The 15,273-nt window shown below is 72.2% G+C and carries 15 protein-coding genes; 9 read left to right on the top strand and 6 right to left on the bottom strand.

What is annotated here, in order from left to right; genetic code table 11:
• Positions 1-109 precede the first annotated feature (109 nt).
• Both Pme01_RS12950 and Pme01_RS12945 read left to right on the top strand, forming a co-directional pair.
• Entirely contained in the window at positions 110-787 is a 678-nt protein-coding gene (locus tag Pme01_RS12950; RefSeq protein WP_168117597.1) for a hypothetical protein, read from the top strand.
• 140 nt (positions 788-927) lie between these two features.
• Positions 928-1,782 carry an NAD(P)-dependent oxidoreductase gene (locus tag Pme01_RS12945; protein WP_168117598.1) on the top strand — a complete coding sequence of 285 codons (855 nt, stop codon included), beginning with the start codon at positions 928-930 and terminating at the stop codon, positions 1,780-1,782.
• Positions 1,783-1,855: 73 nt separating this feature from the next.
• Here the strand turns inward: Pme01_RS12945 and Pme01_RS12940 are convergent, their stop codons facing one another.
• Complete coding sequence (locus Pme01_RS12940; protein WP_168117599.1) at positions 1,856-2,932, bottom strand: hypothetical protein; 1,077 nt, start codon at positions 2,930-2,932, stop codon at positions 1,856-1,858.
• A gap of 333 nt (positions 2,933-3,265) precedes the next feature.
• Here Pme01_RS12940 and Pme01_RS12935 point away from each other — a divergent pair, with 333 nt between their 5' ends.
• From Pme01_RS12935 to Pme01_RS12920, 4 genes are all read left to right on the top strand, one after another.
• Positions 3,266-4,660, top strand: coding sequence for a ferredoxin reductase family protein (locus Pme01_RS12935; protein WP_239088199.1), 1,395 nt, complete (start codon positions 3,266-3,268; stop codon positions 4,658-4,660).
• A 25-nt stretch (positions 4,661-4,685) separates the two neighbouring features.
• Positions 4,686-5,219, top strand: a complete 534-nt coding sequence (locus Pme01_RS12930; protein ID WP_168117601.1) for an FMN-binding protein — start codon at positions 4,686-4,688, stop codon at positions 5,217-5,219.
• 4 nt (positions 5,220-5,223) lie between these two features.
• Positions 5,224-5,958: an FAD:protein FMN transferase gene (locus Pme01_RS12925; protein WP_203935591.1), complete on the top strand. Its 735-nt coding sequence runs from the start codon at positions 5,224-5,226 to the stop codon at positions 5,956-5,958.
• A 79-nt stretch (positions 5,959-6,037) separates the two neighbouring features.
• Positions 6,038-7,681: a sensor histidine kinase gene (locus Pme01_RS12920; RefSeq protein WP_373315487.1), complete on the top strand. Its 1,644-nt coding sequence runs from the start codon at positions 6,038-6,040 to the stop codon at positions 7,679-7,681.
• Here Pme01_RS12920 and Pme01_RS12915 read toward each other — a convergent pair.
• Together Pme01_RS12915 and Pme01_RS12910 are read right to left on the bottom strand one after the other, a co-directional pair.
• A complete protein-coding gene (locus Pme01_RS12915) occupies positions 7,665-8,063 on the bottom strand; it encodes a response regulator (RefSeq protein WP_239088198.1) in 399 nt (132 codons plus the stop codon). The genes Pme01_RS12920 and Pme01_RS12915 overlap by 17 nt on opposite strands.
• A gap of 159 nt (positions 8,064-8,222) precedes the next feature.
• Positions 8,223-8,606: a hypothetical protein gene (locus Pme01_RS12910; RefSeq protein WP_168117603.1), complete on the bottom strand. Its 384-nt coding sequence runs from the start codon at positions 8,604-8,606 to the stop codon at positions 8,223-8,225.
• 563 nt (positions 8,607-9,169) lie between these two features.
• Here Pme01_RS12910 and Pme01_RS12905 point away from each other — a divergent pair.
• Positions 9,170-9,586, top strand: a complete 417-nt coding sequence (locus tag Pme01_RS12905) for an Imm1 family immunity protein (RefSeq protein WP_168117604.1) — start codon at positions 9,170-9,172, stop codon at positions 9,584-9,586.
• A 63-nt stretch (positions 9,587-9,649) separates the two neighbouring features.
• On the opposite strand, the gene Pme01_RS12900 is transcribed toward Pme01_RS12905, so the two are convergent.
• Positions 9,650-11,284, bottom strand: a complete 1,635-nt coding sequence (locus tag Pme01_RS12900; protein WP_239088197.1) for a methyl-accepting chemotaxis protein — start codon at positions 11,282-11,284, stop codon at positions 9,650-9,652.
• Positions 11,285-11,469: 185 nt separating this feature from the next.
• The gene (locus Pme01_RS12895; protein WP_168117605.1) at positions 11,470-12,753 is read right to left on the bottom strand and encodes a citrate synthase; all 1,284 of its coding nucleotides are present in this window, start codon (positions 12,751-12,753) and stop codon (positions 11,470-11,472) included.
• A 292-nt stretch (positions 12,754-13,045) separates the two neighbouring features.
• On the opposite strand from Pme01_RS12895, the gene Pme01_RS12890 reads away from it, so the two are divergent.
• Positions 13,046-14,263, top strand: coding sequence for a carboxylate-amine ligase (locus tag Pme01_RS12890; protein WP_168117606.1), 1,218 nt, complete (start codon positions 13,046-13,048; stop codon positions 14,261-14,263).
• A 92-nt stretch (positions 14,264-14,355) separates the two neighbouring features.
• The gene (locus Pme01_RS12885) at positions 14,356-14,844 is read left to right on the top strand and encodes a hypothetical protein (protein ID WP_168117607.1); all 489 of its coding nucleotides are present in this window, start codon (positions 14,356-14,358) and stop codon (positions 14,842-14,844) included.
• A gap of 56 nt (positions 14,845-14,900) precedes the next feature.
• Here the strand turns inward: Pme01_RS12885 and Pme01_RS12880 are convergent, their stop codons facing one another.
• A complete protein-coding gene (locus tag Pme01_RS12880; protein WP_168117608.1) occupies positions 14,901-15,143 on the bottom strand; it encodes a hypothetical protein in 243 nt (80 codons plus the stop codon).
• Positions 15,144-15,273: the final 130 nt, after the last annotated feature.

Genomic DNA, 15,273 nt, shown 5'->3' with positions numbered 1-15,273 from the left:
CGGCGGGGACCGAGGCGCCCGGACCCCGACGACCGCGTTCACCGGACGTGGGTCGCGCAATCGCCCCACCGGACAGCTGACACACCCGTGTGAGTACCAAGGAGGAGACGTGATCCGAGCCAGCCGCGCTGCATACCTCGTCTGCGGGGTGTTGACCGCGCTCGCACTGGCGGGGTGGGCCGTCCGGGCGGCCGGGACGCCAAGCAACCAGGTCGCCCGCACCACCTCGGTCCCGTTGGCCGCCCCCGCCGGTACCCCGGCGGCCGGTGACCCAGCGGCCGGCGGCTACGGCTCAGGCGGCGGTACCGGCGGAGCCGCCGAAGCCACCCCGGTCGGTTCCAAGACCACCAAGCTCACCGCGAAGTCGCTGCCCCGCATGGGCCAGGTCGTGGTCGACGACGGCGGCTGGGTGCTGTACCGGTTCGACAAGGACACCGCCAACCCGCCCGCCTCCAACTGCAAGGACAAGTGCGCGCAGGTCTGGCCGCCGCTGCTGTCCAGCGACGGCAACGCCCCGCAACTCGAGGGTGTGAACCAGGACCTGGTCGGCACCATCAAGCGCGCCGACGGCGGCACCCAGATCACGCTCGGGGGCTGGCCGCTGTACCGGTACGTGGGCGACAAGACCCCGGGCAAGTGGACCGGCCAGATGGTCGGCGGTACCTGGTTCGTGTCGACCCCGACCGGTAAGAAGAACCTGACCTGCCTGCCGACCTCCACCCCGACCCCGGCGGAGCCCCCGGCCGCTGGCGGCGCCGGTACCGGCGGGGACAGCGGCGGCTACTGAGCAGACACCCACCCACCACGCGAACCGAGGCGCCGCTGCCGAACACCGGCAGCGGCGCCTCGGTTCGCGTCTGGCAGGTTGGTGTGGATCAGGCGATGCCCGGGTACGCGGGCGTGGAACGTCGAACGAGGGGGCACAGCATGACGATCGCGGTACTCGGCACCGGCATCATGGGCTCGGCGATGGCCCGCAACTGGCTGAAGGCGGGCGAGACGGTGCGGGTGTGGAACCGGACCCGCGCCAAGGCCGAGCCGCTGGCCGAGGCGGGCGCACAGGTGGCCGACGACCCCGGCAGCGCCGTCGAGGGCGCCGACGTGATTGTGACGATGCTCTACGACGCCGATGCGGTGGCGCAGGCGATGGAGGCGGCCGCCGGCCGGATCGGGCCGGGCGCGCTGTGGCTGCAGATGAGCACCGTCGGTATCGAGGGGGCGCAGCGACTGGCGGACCTCGCCACCCAGCGGCGGCTCACGTATGTGGACTCCCCCGTCGTCGGTACGAAGGAGCCGGCCGAGCAGGGCAAGCTGACCGCGCTCGCGTCCGGCCCGGACGAGGTACGCGACCGCGTCGAGACCGTGCTGCGGCCGGTCGCCGCGAAGGTGCTGTGGGTGGGGCCGGCGGGCCAGGGCAGCCGGCTGAAGCTCGTGGCCAACACGTGGGTCCTCACCGCGACGGAGGGCGTCGCCAACGCGTTCGCCCTCGCCGACGCGCTCGGACTCGACGGCAACGACTTCCTCAAGGTGATCGAGGGCGGCCCGCTCGACCTCACGTACGCGCACGTCAAGGGCGCGCTGATGATGCGCCGGGAGTTTCCGCCGTCGTTCCCGGTCAGCGGCGCGGTCAAGGACGCGAACCTGATCCTGGCCGCCGGCGAGTCGGCCGGGGTGGACCTGGCGGCCGTCGAGGCGGCCCGGCGGCACCTCGACGAGGTGGCCCGCGGCAGCCATCGCGACGAGGACATGGCGGCGATGTACCTGGCGGCGCGCCGGGCCTGAGCAGGGCACGAGCTGGGCCGGTACGACGCGGCCGCGGAAGCCCGCGACGCGGTCGCCCCGGCTCGCGGGCGCGTCAGGCGGCCGCGTCGCCGGTCACGACACCGGAGTCGCCGGTCATGACGGGGGCGGCGTCGGCCGGCGCGACTGTGGGGTCGGCCGGCGCGGCCGCCGCCCTTGCCGCCTCGCGCCGCCGCTGGCGGGGCAGCCGCCGGCGAGCGCCCGGTGCCCCGTACGCGCGTGCCAGCCGCCGCCGGACGCCCGCCGTGCGCAGGCAGTGGGCGAGGTAGGCGCGCGCCAGGCGGGCGTCCTCCGCCGCGTCCATCGCCTCGTCGGCCCAGGCCCTCGCCGCCGCGTCGGCGACGTCGACGGCCTGGTACGCGCTGCGCTCGGCCAGGGCGGCGGCCGTGTACCGGCGGTGCGCCGCCCGTTCGGCCGCGCGCCGCAGCAGTACCTCGCGCTCGTGGCGGGCGTGAACGTGGGTCCAGCCGTCGGTGTGCCGCAGCACCGCCCGCAACTGCTCCACCGAGATGCCACCGCGCCGGTACGCGGCGAGCGCCGCGCGCGCCACCTCGTCCCGCAGTTCCGGCTCGGGCTCCACCGGCGGCTGCCCCACCGGCGGCTGCTCTACGGCCGGCTGCTCCTCGGGCGACGGCGACGGCCCGGTGGGCGGTTGACCGGCCGGCTCGGCACCCCCGGCCACCAGTACCGGCCACGCGCCGCTCGTACTCGCCGCCGGCCACACCTCCTCGTCGTCGGCGCCGGCCCGCAGCGCCGCGACGTACTCACGCTGGGCGGTGTCGTACTCGTTCCAGGCCCGCTCGCGCCGCCACTCGGCCGCCCGGCACCGGGCCCGGGCCCGCACCGCCGCCGACTCCGCGTCGGCGGCGGCGATGCCGGCACTGACCGCGTGCACGTTCAACGCCTCGACCTCGGCCACCAGGCGGACCAGGTCCTCGCGTCGGGGCCGGCCGCCGCGTAGCCGCGTCACCGGCAGCGCCGGGATCGAGCCGTCCCGGCGGCGCTGCCACCACGCCAGGGAGCCGGTCGCCAGGAGCACCACGGCGGCCACGGCGAGCAGACCCAGCCACAGGGCGATGGCGAGGGCGGGCACGAAACCCGCCGGCGCGGCAAGGGTCGCTGGCGCGGTCACGACAACGCTGCCCCCCACATCTGGTCACCGGCTCAGAAGAGCGAACGGCCGCACCTCCCGGGGGTCGGGTGGTGCGGTATTCACGATTTTAACTATGCATTGCCCCGGTTGGCATCCGTCATCTTCAGGAAGAAGGCCGCTCCCGCCGTACCCGTGCGCCGGCGGCGACCACGGACCCGGGTGGGATACCAGCCCCCGCCTCGACGAGGACGACATCCGATGTGGATCGAGATCCTCGCACACGTTTTCCCGATCACCGAACTCCCAGGTCGCGGACAGCATCCCCACAGGTTCGTCGGTAATAGTTGCCCCGACAACAACTCAGGAGGTGCCGTGACGGCGGTGACGACCCGGACGGCCAGGCCACCGGTGGACGTGGTGACCGGTTCGACGAGGTCACTCCGGCCGGACGTCCTCGGCGCCGCCGCCGCGTTCAGCCTGCTCTTCGTCGTCGCGCTGTGGGTACGCGGCCGCGGCCTCCAGGATCTCACCGGCTGGTGGACCGGCGTCACCTCCATCGGCCGGTTGACCGGCCTCGTCTCGGCCGAGCTGCTGCTGATACAGGTTCTGCTGATGGCCCGGGTGCCGTGGATCGAGCGGACCTACGGCCAGGACCGGCTCGCCCACTGGCACCGGCTGGTCGGGTTCACCTCCTTCAACCTGATGCTCGCCCACATCGTGCTGATCACGCTCGGGTACGCGGGAACCGCCTCCGTGCCGGTCCTGCGCGAGGCGTGGGACCTGGTCACCACGTATCCGGGGATGTTGCTGGCGACAGCAGGCTCGGCGGCGCTGGTGATGGTCGCCGTGACCTCGGTTCGCGCGGCCCGGCGGCGACTGCGCTACGAGTCCTGGCACCTGCTGCACCTGTACGCCTATCTCGGCGCCGGGCTGGCGCTGCCCCACCAACTGTGGACCGGTGCCGACTTCACCGCTTCGCCGCTGGCCGCGGCGTACTGGTGGACCGCGTACGGCGTCTGCGCCGCCGCCGTGGTGGTCTTCCGGCTCGGGGTGCCCGTGTGGCGCACGGTCCGGCACCGGCTCGAGGTCGCCGCCGTCGTACCCGAGGCGCCCGGCGTCCACTCGATCTACCTGCGCGGCCGTGACCTGCACCGGCTGCCGGTGCGCGCCGGCCAGTTCCTCCAGTGGCGGTTCCTGGCCGGGCCGGGCTGGAGCCGGGCCCACCCGTACTCGCTGTCGGCCGCGCCCCGGCCTGGCTCGCTGCGGATCACGGTGAAGTCACTCGGCGACGACAGCCGACGGGTGTCCACGCTGCGGCCGGGGACGAAGGTGCTCATCGAGGGCCCGTACGGGCGGCTGACCGCCGACCGGCGCACCGCCCGTCGGGTCACGATGATCGCGTCGGGGGTCGGCATCACCCCGCTGCGCGCGCTGCTGGAGGAGCTTGCGTACTCCCCCGGCGACGTCACCCTGCTCTACCGCACCCGCTCCGACGCGGACCTGGTGTTCCGGCGCGAACTGGAGCACCTGGCGGCGGTCCGCGGCGTACGGGTGCTGTACCTGCTCGGACCGCGGGGCCGGGACGGGTCGTGGCTGCCGGCGGGCTGGGGCGACGACGCGCAGTCCCTGCGCCATCTAGTCCCCGACATCGCACGCCACGACGTGTTCGTCTGCGGGCCGGACCCGTGGATGGAGTCGGTGGTACGCGCGGCTCGCCGGGCGACGGTGCCCGCCGACCGCATCCACCTCGAACGGTTCACCTGGTAGGCCACGTCGAAAGGGGCTGGCGCCCATGCGCAGGATCACGATGTGGCTGGTGGCCACGGTCGCCGTGGTCGTCCTGCTGTTCAGCTACCGGACCTCGACCATGGGTCCGGCCGGTCCGGCGTCGGCCGCGGAGGGCGGCACCGCCGAGGGCGGCACCGCGCCGGGCATCGTGTCCGGCTCACCGGGTGCGGCCGCCGACCCGCCGGGCAGCGGCGCCGGGGACACCGCCCCGCCGACCGCGCCCGGCACGCCCGGGAACACCGCCAAGGCAGGGACGGACCTGGTCGTCAACGGCACGGTGGTACAGACCCGGTGGGGGCCGGTGCAGGTCCAGGTGCACATCATCAGCGGCAGGATCACCGACGTGACGGCGCTCCAGGTCCCGAACGGGAACCGCCGCGACATCGAGATCAACTCGTTCGCCGTACCGCACCTGCGCTCGGAGGTACTGACCGCACAGAGCGCCGACATCGACGTCGTGTCCGGGGCGACCGTGACCAGCGAGGGCTACCTCGGGTCGCTCCAGGCGGCGCTCGACAGCGCGCACTTCAAGGGCTGACGCGTTGACGAGACGGGCGTTCGTCGAGCAGATCATGGGCCTGCCGGTCAGCGTGCACGTGCGCGGCCCGCACGCGGACAGCACCGGTGTGGGGGACGCGGTCGCCGCGGTCTTCGCCGAGTTACGCATGATCGACGCGCTGTTCAGCCCGTACCGCCCGGACAGCCGGGTCAGCGCGCTGAACCGGGGCGAGCGGGTCACCGGCCCGCTGGTGGAGACCGTACTGGAGCTCTGCGAGCAGGCGCGCGATCGCACCGGCGGGTACTTCGACGCGTACCTGCGCAGGGCCGCCAGCCGGCCGGCGTTCGACCCGTCGGGCCTGGTCAAGGGCTGGGCCGTGGAGCGCGCCGCGGCCCACCTGCGGGGAATCGACCACTACGTGAGTGCCGGCGGGGACCTGGTGACCCGCGGCTCTTGGCGGATCGGCGTGGAGGATCCGGCGCAGCCGGACCGGCTGCTCACCGTCCTGGAGGTCACCGATCACGCGGTCGCCACCTCGGGCGGCGCGCACCGCGGCGCCCACATCCTCGACCCGCACACCGGCGCACCGGCGCGCGGGCTCCGCTCTGTGACCGTGACGGGACCGTCCCTGACCTGGGCGGACGTGTACGCCACGGCGGCCGTGGCCCGCGGCCCGGAGGCGGTGAGATGGCTGGACGGGCTGCCCGGCTACGAGGCGCTCCTGGTACGCGACGACGGCACCCTGCTGGCCACCCCCGGGTGGCCGGCGGCCGGTTGACACCCGGCTCGGCGAATTTCCCAGAGACCTCACAGCCCGGTATCGGCAGCCGTCCAGCACGGTGACGCACAGTAGGGAAGTGCCCAGCCGTGACACGTTGGACCGGACCGCGCGCTCGCTCGCCGCGGCCCGGCGTCCGGCCGTGGCCGGCTGGCACGCCGTCCGCGGCCGGGCCCGGGGGTCCGCCCGCCGGGTCGGCGCGTTCGTCGACCGGGTGCCGCTGCGGGTACGCCTGGTCGTCGCCATGCTGGTGACGGTGGCCGTCGCGCAGGTCGTGACCGGCGCGGTCGCGCTCGAGGCGCTGGACCGGTACCTGACCGCCCGACTGGACGGCCAGCTCACCTCGTCGGCGCGGACCACCGCGGCGCAGCTTCGGCACGGGGTACCGCCCGGCGGCGGCGACCTGGCCCGGTTCAACCTGCCCGGCGCCGTCTACCTGCGGGTCGACGACGGGAACGGGGACAGCGTCTTCGACCTGCCGCCGCCCGGCGGCCAGGTGCCGGCGGTCCCCGCCGATCCCACCACCGTCGCCTTCGACGCCCCGAGGACCGTGCCGGGTACCGGTGGCGGCGGCTCCTGGCGCCTGGTGGTGGAGCCGGTACCCGCCTCGAACGCGACCCTGGTCATGGCCGTGAGCCTGAGCGAGCAGTCGGCGATCGTGACGGGCCTGGCCCTGATCGACTTCGTGGTCGGTGCCGTCGTGCTCGTCCTGCTCGGCGGCGTGGGGTTCCTGCTGGTACGCGCCAGCCTCCGCCCGCTGCGGCAGGTGGAGACCGTCGCGGCCGCCATCGCGGACGGCCAGCTCGACCAGCGGGTACCCCAGCGGGACCCGCGCACCGAGGTCGGGCGCCTGACCGAGGCGCTCAACGCGATGCTGGCCCGGATCGAGGGCGCCTTCCGCGACCGGGAGGCCTCGGAGGCGCAGGCCCGCGCGTCCGAGGCGCGGATGCGCCGGTTCGTCGCCGACGCCAGCCACGAGCTCCGCACGCCGCTGACGTCGATCCGCGGCTTCGCCGAGCTGTACCGGCAGGGCGCCGCCGCCGACACGGCCGACGTGTCCCGGTACATGCGCCGCATCGAGGCCGAGTCGTCCCGGATGGGGCTGCTGGTCGAGGACCTGCTGCTGCTCGCCCGGCTGGACCAGCAGCGACCGCTCCAGCGCCGGCCGGTCGACCTGGCGGTCCTCGCCGCCGACGCGGTGCACGACGCCCGGGTGATCGCCACCGACCGGCGCATCGAGCTGCGTACGAGCGGCGCCTGCGTGGTCAACGGCGACGAGCCACGACTGCGGCAGGTCCTGGGCAACCTGGTCACCAACGCCCTGACGCACACGGCACCGGGCGTACCGGTGGCGGTCACCGTCGCGCGGGACGGCGAGACAGGGGTACTCCTGGAGGTCGCCGACCGGGGTCCGGGCCTGGCGCCGGAGCACGCCGCGCGGGTCTTCGAACGGTTCTACCGGGCCGATCCGTCACGGGCCCGGCACACCGGCGGCAGTGGCCTTGGCCTGGCGATCGTCGCCGCCATCGTGGCCGCCCACGACGGCACCGTCGAGGTGCGCACCGCGCCGGGCTCCGGCGCGACCTTCCGGGTCCACCTGCGGGCAGCGTCAGCGGCGATACCGAAGACGGGGGCGACCCACCAGTGCCGGGTCGGCCACCCGGCGCACGAGGCACAGCCGGCCCGCGCGAGCGAGCCGACGGCGGTCAGGCCGCCGCGGTAGCCGCCGCCTCGCTCGGTACGAGGCCGAGCAGGACGAGCTTCTCGATGATCGCCACGGGCGGGAACGGCTTGATCACGTACTCGTGGGCCCCCGCCGCGAGCGCGCGTACCACCTGGTGGTTCTCGCTCTCGGTGGTGACCATCATGATCGACATGTTCCGCCAGCGGCGGTCGGCGCGCACCGCCTTGATGAAGTCGTACCCGTTCATCTCGGGCATGTTCCAGTCCACCAGCGCGAGGTCGGGCACCTCGTCGGCGGCGATGAGGTGATCGAGCGCCTCTCGGCCGTTGGTTGCCTCGTGCACCTCGAAGCCCAGCGGCACCACGATGCGCTTCAGGATCGACCGCATCGCACGGGCATCGTCGATGATCAGAGCACGCACGCCGTCACCTCTCGTCGTCGGCATACACAGGGAGACAGCCGAGTGCTGTCCTCATCGACCCGGCGGGGCGCTTCCTGAGGATTTCAGTCCGGCGACCTCACTCAGGAGCGGCCCCGCCGACGGTCGACGCCGCCCCCGGGCCCCCACCGACGGCCCCGGCTACACCGCGCCGACCCGGTCGCGCGGTGCGACCTCGCTGTCCTCCTCGTCCGCGGCGTCGGCTGCGCGCTGCGGCGTGATCTCCGGCGGGTTCTCACCCGGGGCGTCGTCCGGCACCCGCTCCACGTCCGCGTCGGGCAGGCGCAGCGGCGCACTGGCATCGAAGCCGGCGGCGGTGACGACCATCCGGGCATGGACTGCGGGCGGGCATGGGAAGTAGAGCCCGCAGTATCCACACACGCCCGACTCCCCCGCGGCGACGTGCGCCGCCGAGATGTCGATCGCCGTACGTGCCAGCGCGCTCTCCGGCTTGACGAACGGCCGTGCGGCCACCCGGGTCACCTGTTGCGTACCGGCCGCCCCCGCTTCCTGCATCTCATTCACGTGTCCCCCCTTTGGTATCTGGATCCCGTCACATGGATCGCGCGCCGTCCCCACGACGCGGCCGACACGGGGCGTCCCCCATCCACCCGCCGGTAAACGACCGATGAATCACGATTCGATGACGGCTCCGGACGGTCGGCGACGTGACCCGCGCGCCGGCGTGCCCCCACCCGGCGCGGTCCCCCGGCCGCGGACCCGAACGTCGCGGCTCATCGCTGCCACGGATTTTTGTTGTTGTGGCCGATCGCCGGCCACGGATCGAGTGTCGCACCATTTCGCACCGCCGTTGCGCAAACTCACGTGTTCGACCCCGGCAGGTCTCACCCCGTCCATGACGGAGGGTGTCCGCCAGTCGACCACAAAGTAAGAATTTCGCGTCGGCAGTTGCGGACCGACCCGGACTGCGGCATGGTGACTGATGCCGCTGAGCGGCGTGACTACGAGTCATGTCGATCGGTCGAGGGGGAGCGCGGCGAAGCAAGCCATGGGTCCGACGGTCAGCTCAGCACGGTCGGCGGCCGCGGTCCCATGCCGGCCAACAACGACCGGAAGGAGCGACGGCGGTGCGATACACGCTGCACTGGGGCCGCGACAACGCCCGGCGAATCGCCACGGTTGCCGAACTCGATGGCCTGCTCTCGTTTCTCACCACCGTCCGCGGCCGGGACGGCGCACCGCACGGAGTTGACCTGCTCCCCGCCGGCGCCACCGAGGGCGGCCTGCAACTCGGACTCGGCCACCCGCAGCGTGCCTTCGCGATCTGGCTCGACGGCGCCGCCGGCGCCGGGCGTGGCAGTTACGGCATCGACGACGACCTCGAGGCGTGGCCGGAGCCGATCGGCTTCGACTGCGGCATCGAGGTGGTCGACTTCAAGCCGGCCTGGACCCGGGTGACGCCCGAGCAGGCCATCCGGGCCGCCACCGAGTACATGGTGACCGGCGCCAAGCCCACCTGCCTACGGTTCGACGCGAACGTCTGAACCAACGACCGTGGCACCCGGTACTGCCCGCGAGGAGCCGTACCGGGTGCCACGGTCGTCCGGTCAGTAGCGGAACGCCCCCACCAGCGTCTGCAGGGCCGTCGCCATCGCGGCCAGCTCCGCGGCCGACCGCTGGGTCGTCGCCGCGTCGCCGCTCGTGGCCGCGACGGTGCCCGCGACGCCGGTGATGTTGCCGGCGATCTGCTGCGAGCCGTTGGCCAGGTCACTGACGTTGCGATTGATCTCGCTGGTCGTCGCGGACTGCTGCTCGACGGCGGCGGCGACGGTCTGCTGGATCTCCGCGATCCGGTTCACCACGTCGGCGATCTGGCCGATCGCCTCGCCGGCGCGCTGGGTCGTCACCTGGATTGCGTCGATCTTGCCGATGATGTCCTCCGACGCCCGTGCGGTCTCCTGGGCGAGATCCTTGACCTCGCTGGCCACCACGGCGAATCCCTTGCCGGCGTCGCCGGCGCGGGCCGCCTCGATCGTCGCGTTGAGCGCGAGCAGGTTGGTCTGCTCGGCGATCGAGGTGATGGTCTTGACGATCTGGCCGATCTCCAGGCTCGCGGCGCTCAGCTCACCCACGGCCGCCCTGGTCGCCTCGGTGCTGGTGACCGCGTCGGCGGCGACCGCCACGGCCGACGCCGTGCTGCGGGCGATCTCGGAGATCGAGGCGGCCATCTCCTCGGCGGCCGACGCCACGGTACTGACCTGGCCCGACATCTCATCGGCCGCGCCCGCGGCCGCGGTGGCCTGGTCACTGGCCGTGGCCGCCTGCCCGTCCAGCCGCCCCGAGACCGCCGACAGCTCTGTCGACGCGCCGGCCAGCGTACCGGCCCGCTCGCCCACGCCTCCCAGTGCGTCGCGCATGGTGGCGGTGGCGGCGTTGTACGCGTGCGCCATCTCGGCCAGCTCGTCGGCGCCTGCGTCGTCGAGAGTCGAGGTGAGATCCCGGCCGGCGAGCGTACGCAGTCCCTCGGCGACCTTCCGGACCGGCTCCACGATGCTGGCCGTGATGAGCAGCGCGAGCAGCAGCGCCAGGACCAGCGCGACCGCGAAACCGGCGATCATCATGATGCGCGCGTGCTTGGCCTCCGAGGTCGCCTGCGCCTGGGCGTCGTCGCTGCGCTTGGCCACCGAGTCGGTCAGCTTGGTCGTCGCGTCGACCACCTTGAAGTAGACGTCGTACCCGGGGCCGATGACGAGGTCGTTGCCCTGCTTGAGGGCGGCCGGGGTGTCCTGCCGGTAGAGCTGGACGATCTGCTTGTCGGTCTCCATGAACCTGGCGAGCTCGGACTTGATCGTGGCGAACAGGGTCCGCTCGGCGGGGCTCAGGTCGCCGACCGGCACGGCGGCGATCTCCTTGTCCTGGGAGGCGGCGGACTCGAGGAAGCCCTTGCGGTTGGGCGACTGGTCCTCGGTGGCCGCCCGCCCGCCGATCAGGGTCGCGTCCCACGCGTACGCGATCTGCCATCCGCTGAGGTCGGTGTTGCGGAACTTCAACTGCATGACGGTGCGGTTCAGCGCGGCGAGCCGGGCGACCTCGCCGGTGATCTCCTGCTGCTGACCGGACTGGGAGACCCCGATCCAGGTGACACCGGCGAGCAGGACACACAGCGCGCCGAACGCGCCGAGCAGTCGGTTGCGCAGCCGGAGCCGTCGCAGCAGGTGAAACATGGGGTGCTCCCTCGTCATGACGTGGTTCCTTACACGTCACGATCGGCCGAGGGCGCCGATGAACAAACAAATCAAGGGATATGTACCGGTGCGGTAGTGGTTCCGATCGGGTGCGGGGGACGCCGGACTTCAAGAGAGGAAAAAGCGATCGGCACAGCTTCGACGAAGCTGTGCCGATCGCTCAAGACGGTTCAGGGTACGGGTCAGCGCTGCTCGATCGGGACGAACTCGCGCTCGGTCTCGCCGGTGTACACCTGACGCGGCCGGCCGATCTTCGTGTCCGGGTCCTCGATCATCTCGCGCCACTGGGCGATCCAGCCGGGCAGGCGGCCGAGCGCGAACAGGACCGTGAACATCTTGGTCGGGAAGCCCATCGCCTTGTAGATGAGACCGGTGTAGAAGTCCACGTTCGGGTACAGCTTCCGCGAGACGAAGAAGTCGTCCTGGAGTGCGACCTCCTCGAGCCGCATCGCGATGTCCAGCAGCGGGTCCGGCTTCTCCATCCGGCCGAGGACCTCCTGCGCCGCCTTCTTCACGATCGCCGCGCGCGGGTCGTAGTTCTTGTAGACCCGGTGGCCGAAGCCCATGAGCTTGATGCCGTCCTCGCGGTTCTTCACCTTGCGGACGAAGGTGTCGACGTCGTCGCCGCTGGCGTGGATGGCCTCGAGCATCTCCAGTACGGCCTGGTTGGCGCCGCCGTGCAGCGGCCCGAACAGCGCGTTGACGCCCGCCGAGACGGACGCGAAGAGGTTGGCCTGGCTGGAGCCGACCAGGCGCACCGTCGACGTCGAACAGTTCTGTTCGTGGTCGGCGTGCAGCACGAACAGCATGTCGAGCACCCGCGCGAAGACCGGGTCCACCTCGTACGGTGCGGCCGGCACGCCGAACGTCATCCGCAGGAAGTTCTCCACGTACCCGAGGGAGTTGTCCGGGTACAGCAGCGGCTGGCCGATCGACTTCTTGTACGCGTACGACGCGATCGTGGGGACCTTGGCCAGCAGCCGGACCGTCGACAGGTCGACCTGCTCGCGGTCGAACGGGTTGAGGTTGTCCTGGTAGAAGGTCGACAGCGCGCTCACCGCGGACGAGAGCACCGGCATCGGGTGCGCGTCGCGGGGGAAGCCGTCGAAGAAGCGCCGCATCTCCTCGTGCAGGAGGGTGTGGTTGCGTACCCGGTCCGCGAACTGGTCGAGCTGCGTCTGCGTGGGCAGCTCACCGTAGATCAGCAGGTAGGACACCTCGAGGAAGGAGACCTTGCCGGCGAGCTGGTCGATCGGGTAGCCCCGGTATCGCAGGATGCCGGCGTCGCCGTCGATGAACGTGATGGCGGACGTGCAGGACGCGGTATTGACGAAACCGACATCGAGGGTGACGTGGTCGGTCTCCTTGAGGAGCTTGCTGATATCGAGCCCGGCGGGCCCCTCGGTCGCCTCATGCGCCGTCAGCGGTAGCTGGCCGTTGGCGTGGTCCAGCTTAAATTCCGTCATGCCTGCTCCTCAACCGCTCCGCTTTTTCCTACTCGCCGTGGCTGTGCCGATAAATCCTGCACCTTCCCCAGTCTGCCGCAGCGAGCCGGATCATCAACTGTAAGGGGGAACACTCGATTACTCAACGGAGCCACGCTGCTACCCGATGAGCAGGCGTCGGGGCGGATTTCCGCACCTCGACGCGGCCGGTCCGATCACGCTATCGCACCCGCCCGCCGCCCGTACCGTCCCGGTTTGCCGAGCGCCGCACCGGGGCACGATCCAGATGCACGGTTGACGTTTGGGGGCATGCATGACTGTAGGGCGGACGGACGCGCGGGTTGTCACCGCGCCGGCCACCGGGGGGTCCGGATCCCGGCCGGTGGTGTCCGGTGACTCCGGTGACTCCGGCAACTTCGGTGACCCGGCGGCTCCGCTGACCCTCGGCGTCGAGGAGGAGTACCTCCTCGTCGACCTGGACAGCGCCACCGCCGTGGCCCGCGTCGACGAGGTCGAGGCGGCCCTGGAGCCCGACGTGCGGTCCCGGGTGAGTCGCGAGTTCCACGCCAGCCAGATCGAGGTGGCGACCACGGTCCACACCGACCTGGCCGCGCTGCGCGCGGAACTGGTCGACCTGCGGCGCTCGCTGACGACCGCCGCGGTCAGCGTCGGGTGCCGGATCCTCGCCGTGGGTACCGCCGTGATCGACGGGCCACCGCCGCCGGTGACCGACGATTCCCGGTACGCGCGGATGGCGGAGCGGTTCGGCGCGATCGCCGACACCCCCGGCCTGTGCGGCTGCCACGTCCACGTCGGCGTGCCCGACCGGGAGCTGGCGGTACAGGTCTGCAACCACCTACGACCGTGGCTGCCGACCCTGCAGGCGATGACCGCCAACTCACCGTTCTACGCCGGACGCGACACCGGCCACGCCAGTTGGCGGTCCATCCTGTGGACGCGCTGGCCGAGCACCGGGCCGACCCCGCACTTCCGGGACCTGGCCGAGTACCGCGCCGCCGTCGAGTGCCTGGTCCCGACGGGCGTCATGCTCGACGAGGGAATGATCTACTGGTACGCGCGGCCGTCGGCCAACTACCCCACCGTCGAGGTGCGCATCGGTGACGTCTGCGCCACCCCCGACGACACCGTCCTGGTCGCGGCGCTCGTCCGGGCCCTGGTGGCATCGATCATCGCCGATATCGAGGACGGCCGCGACGCGCCGCGGGTGCCCGACGAGCTGCTGAAGGCCGCCCACTGGCGCGCCGCGCACGACGGGCTGGAGGGTGGCGGCGTCGACGCCCGTACCGGCACCGTGCACCGCGCCTGGGACCTGCTCGACCGGCTGATCGGGTACGTCGAGCCGGCCCTGGTCCGGCACGGCGACCTGGGCACGGTCACCCGTCTGGTGGAGCTGTTGCGCCAGCACGGCAGCGGCGCGGCACGGCAGCATCGGGCGCGCCACGACGACGGGCTGGGCGGAGTCCTCGCCCTCCTGGCCCGGCAGACCACCGACGGGCTCCCCGGCCGGTGACGGGTGGCGCACCCCTCGGTGAACGGTGCCGAGCGCGGCCGCCCGGACAGGGTTACCCTCGTGTCGAATTCGATCGACAGAAGGCAGGTGCGATGACAAGCCAGCGCGTGTACTCGGACGAGGAGTGGGGCCTGCTTGTGGGCCTGCCGCAGGCGATCATGATGGCGGCCGTCGCCGCCGAGAGCGACAGTACGAACCGGACGGCGTCCGAGAGCGGCGCGGGCCTGGACGCGATCGCCGCCGGCCGCGACTCCGGCAGCACGCTGGTGCGGGACGTGGCGCTGGAACTGTCCAGCAGGCTCGGCGACCCGGAGACCGGAGATCTGCCGCCGGTGCTCGACCTGGGCAGCCGCGAGGTGGATTTGACCGACGTCCTGGACCGCGCCCGGTCGGCCGCCGACCTGCTCACGGCGAAGGCCGGCCCCGGGGAGGCCGCGGCGTACCGGCACTGGCTCGTGAGCATCGCCGACCAGGTCGTCAACGCCGCCAAGTCCGGGGGCTTCCTCGGCATCGGCGGATCCTGGGTCAGCGAGTCCGAACGCCGCTTCGTCGAAGAGCTCTCCACCGTTCTCAACAACTGACCCGGTCCGGGTTCGACCCGGACCGGGGGGCGGGGGCCGCCGGGTGGACTCCGGCGTCAGCGCTTGCCGACGGGCGTCTTCTCGGTGGCCTCCTGGGTCAGCTTCATGATGAACTCGTGCGAGCGGATCGCGCGCTGGTTGTCCTCCTGCTTGACCTGCTCGATGAACTGGCGTACGTCGTCGTGTTCGGCCGCGTCCCGGATGTACTGGTCGTAGACCTGGGAACCCTTGAGCGCGTGGTACTCGATCGCCACCAGGTCGTAGAAGATGTTGTCGGCCGGGGTGTGGGCGGTACCCATGGCGACTCCTCCGCAGACGGTCGGGGTTCGGTACCGATGTCCCTAACCCGGCACGTGCCGGGTAAACCGGCGCCCGTGCCCGATTCGCTCCCCCGACCCGAACAGGCACACGGACGGTATCGGATCCGTC

The organism is Planosporangium mesophilum (assembly GCF_016863255.1).
In the GTDB taxonomy this organism is placed as follows: Bacteria; Actinomycetota; Actinomycetes; order Mycobacteriales; family Micromonosporaceae; genus Planosporangium; species Planosporangium mesophilum.
Note: the sequence above shows the minus strand (reverse complement) of the source record. Positions and strands in the feature narration are given on the sequence as shown.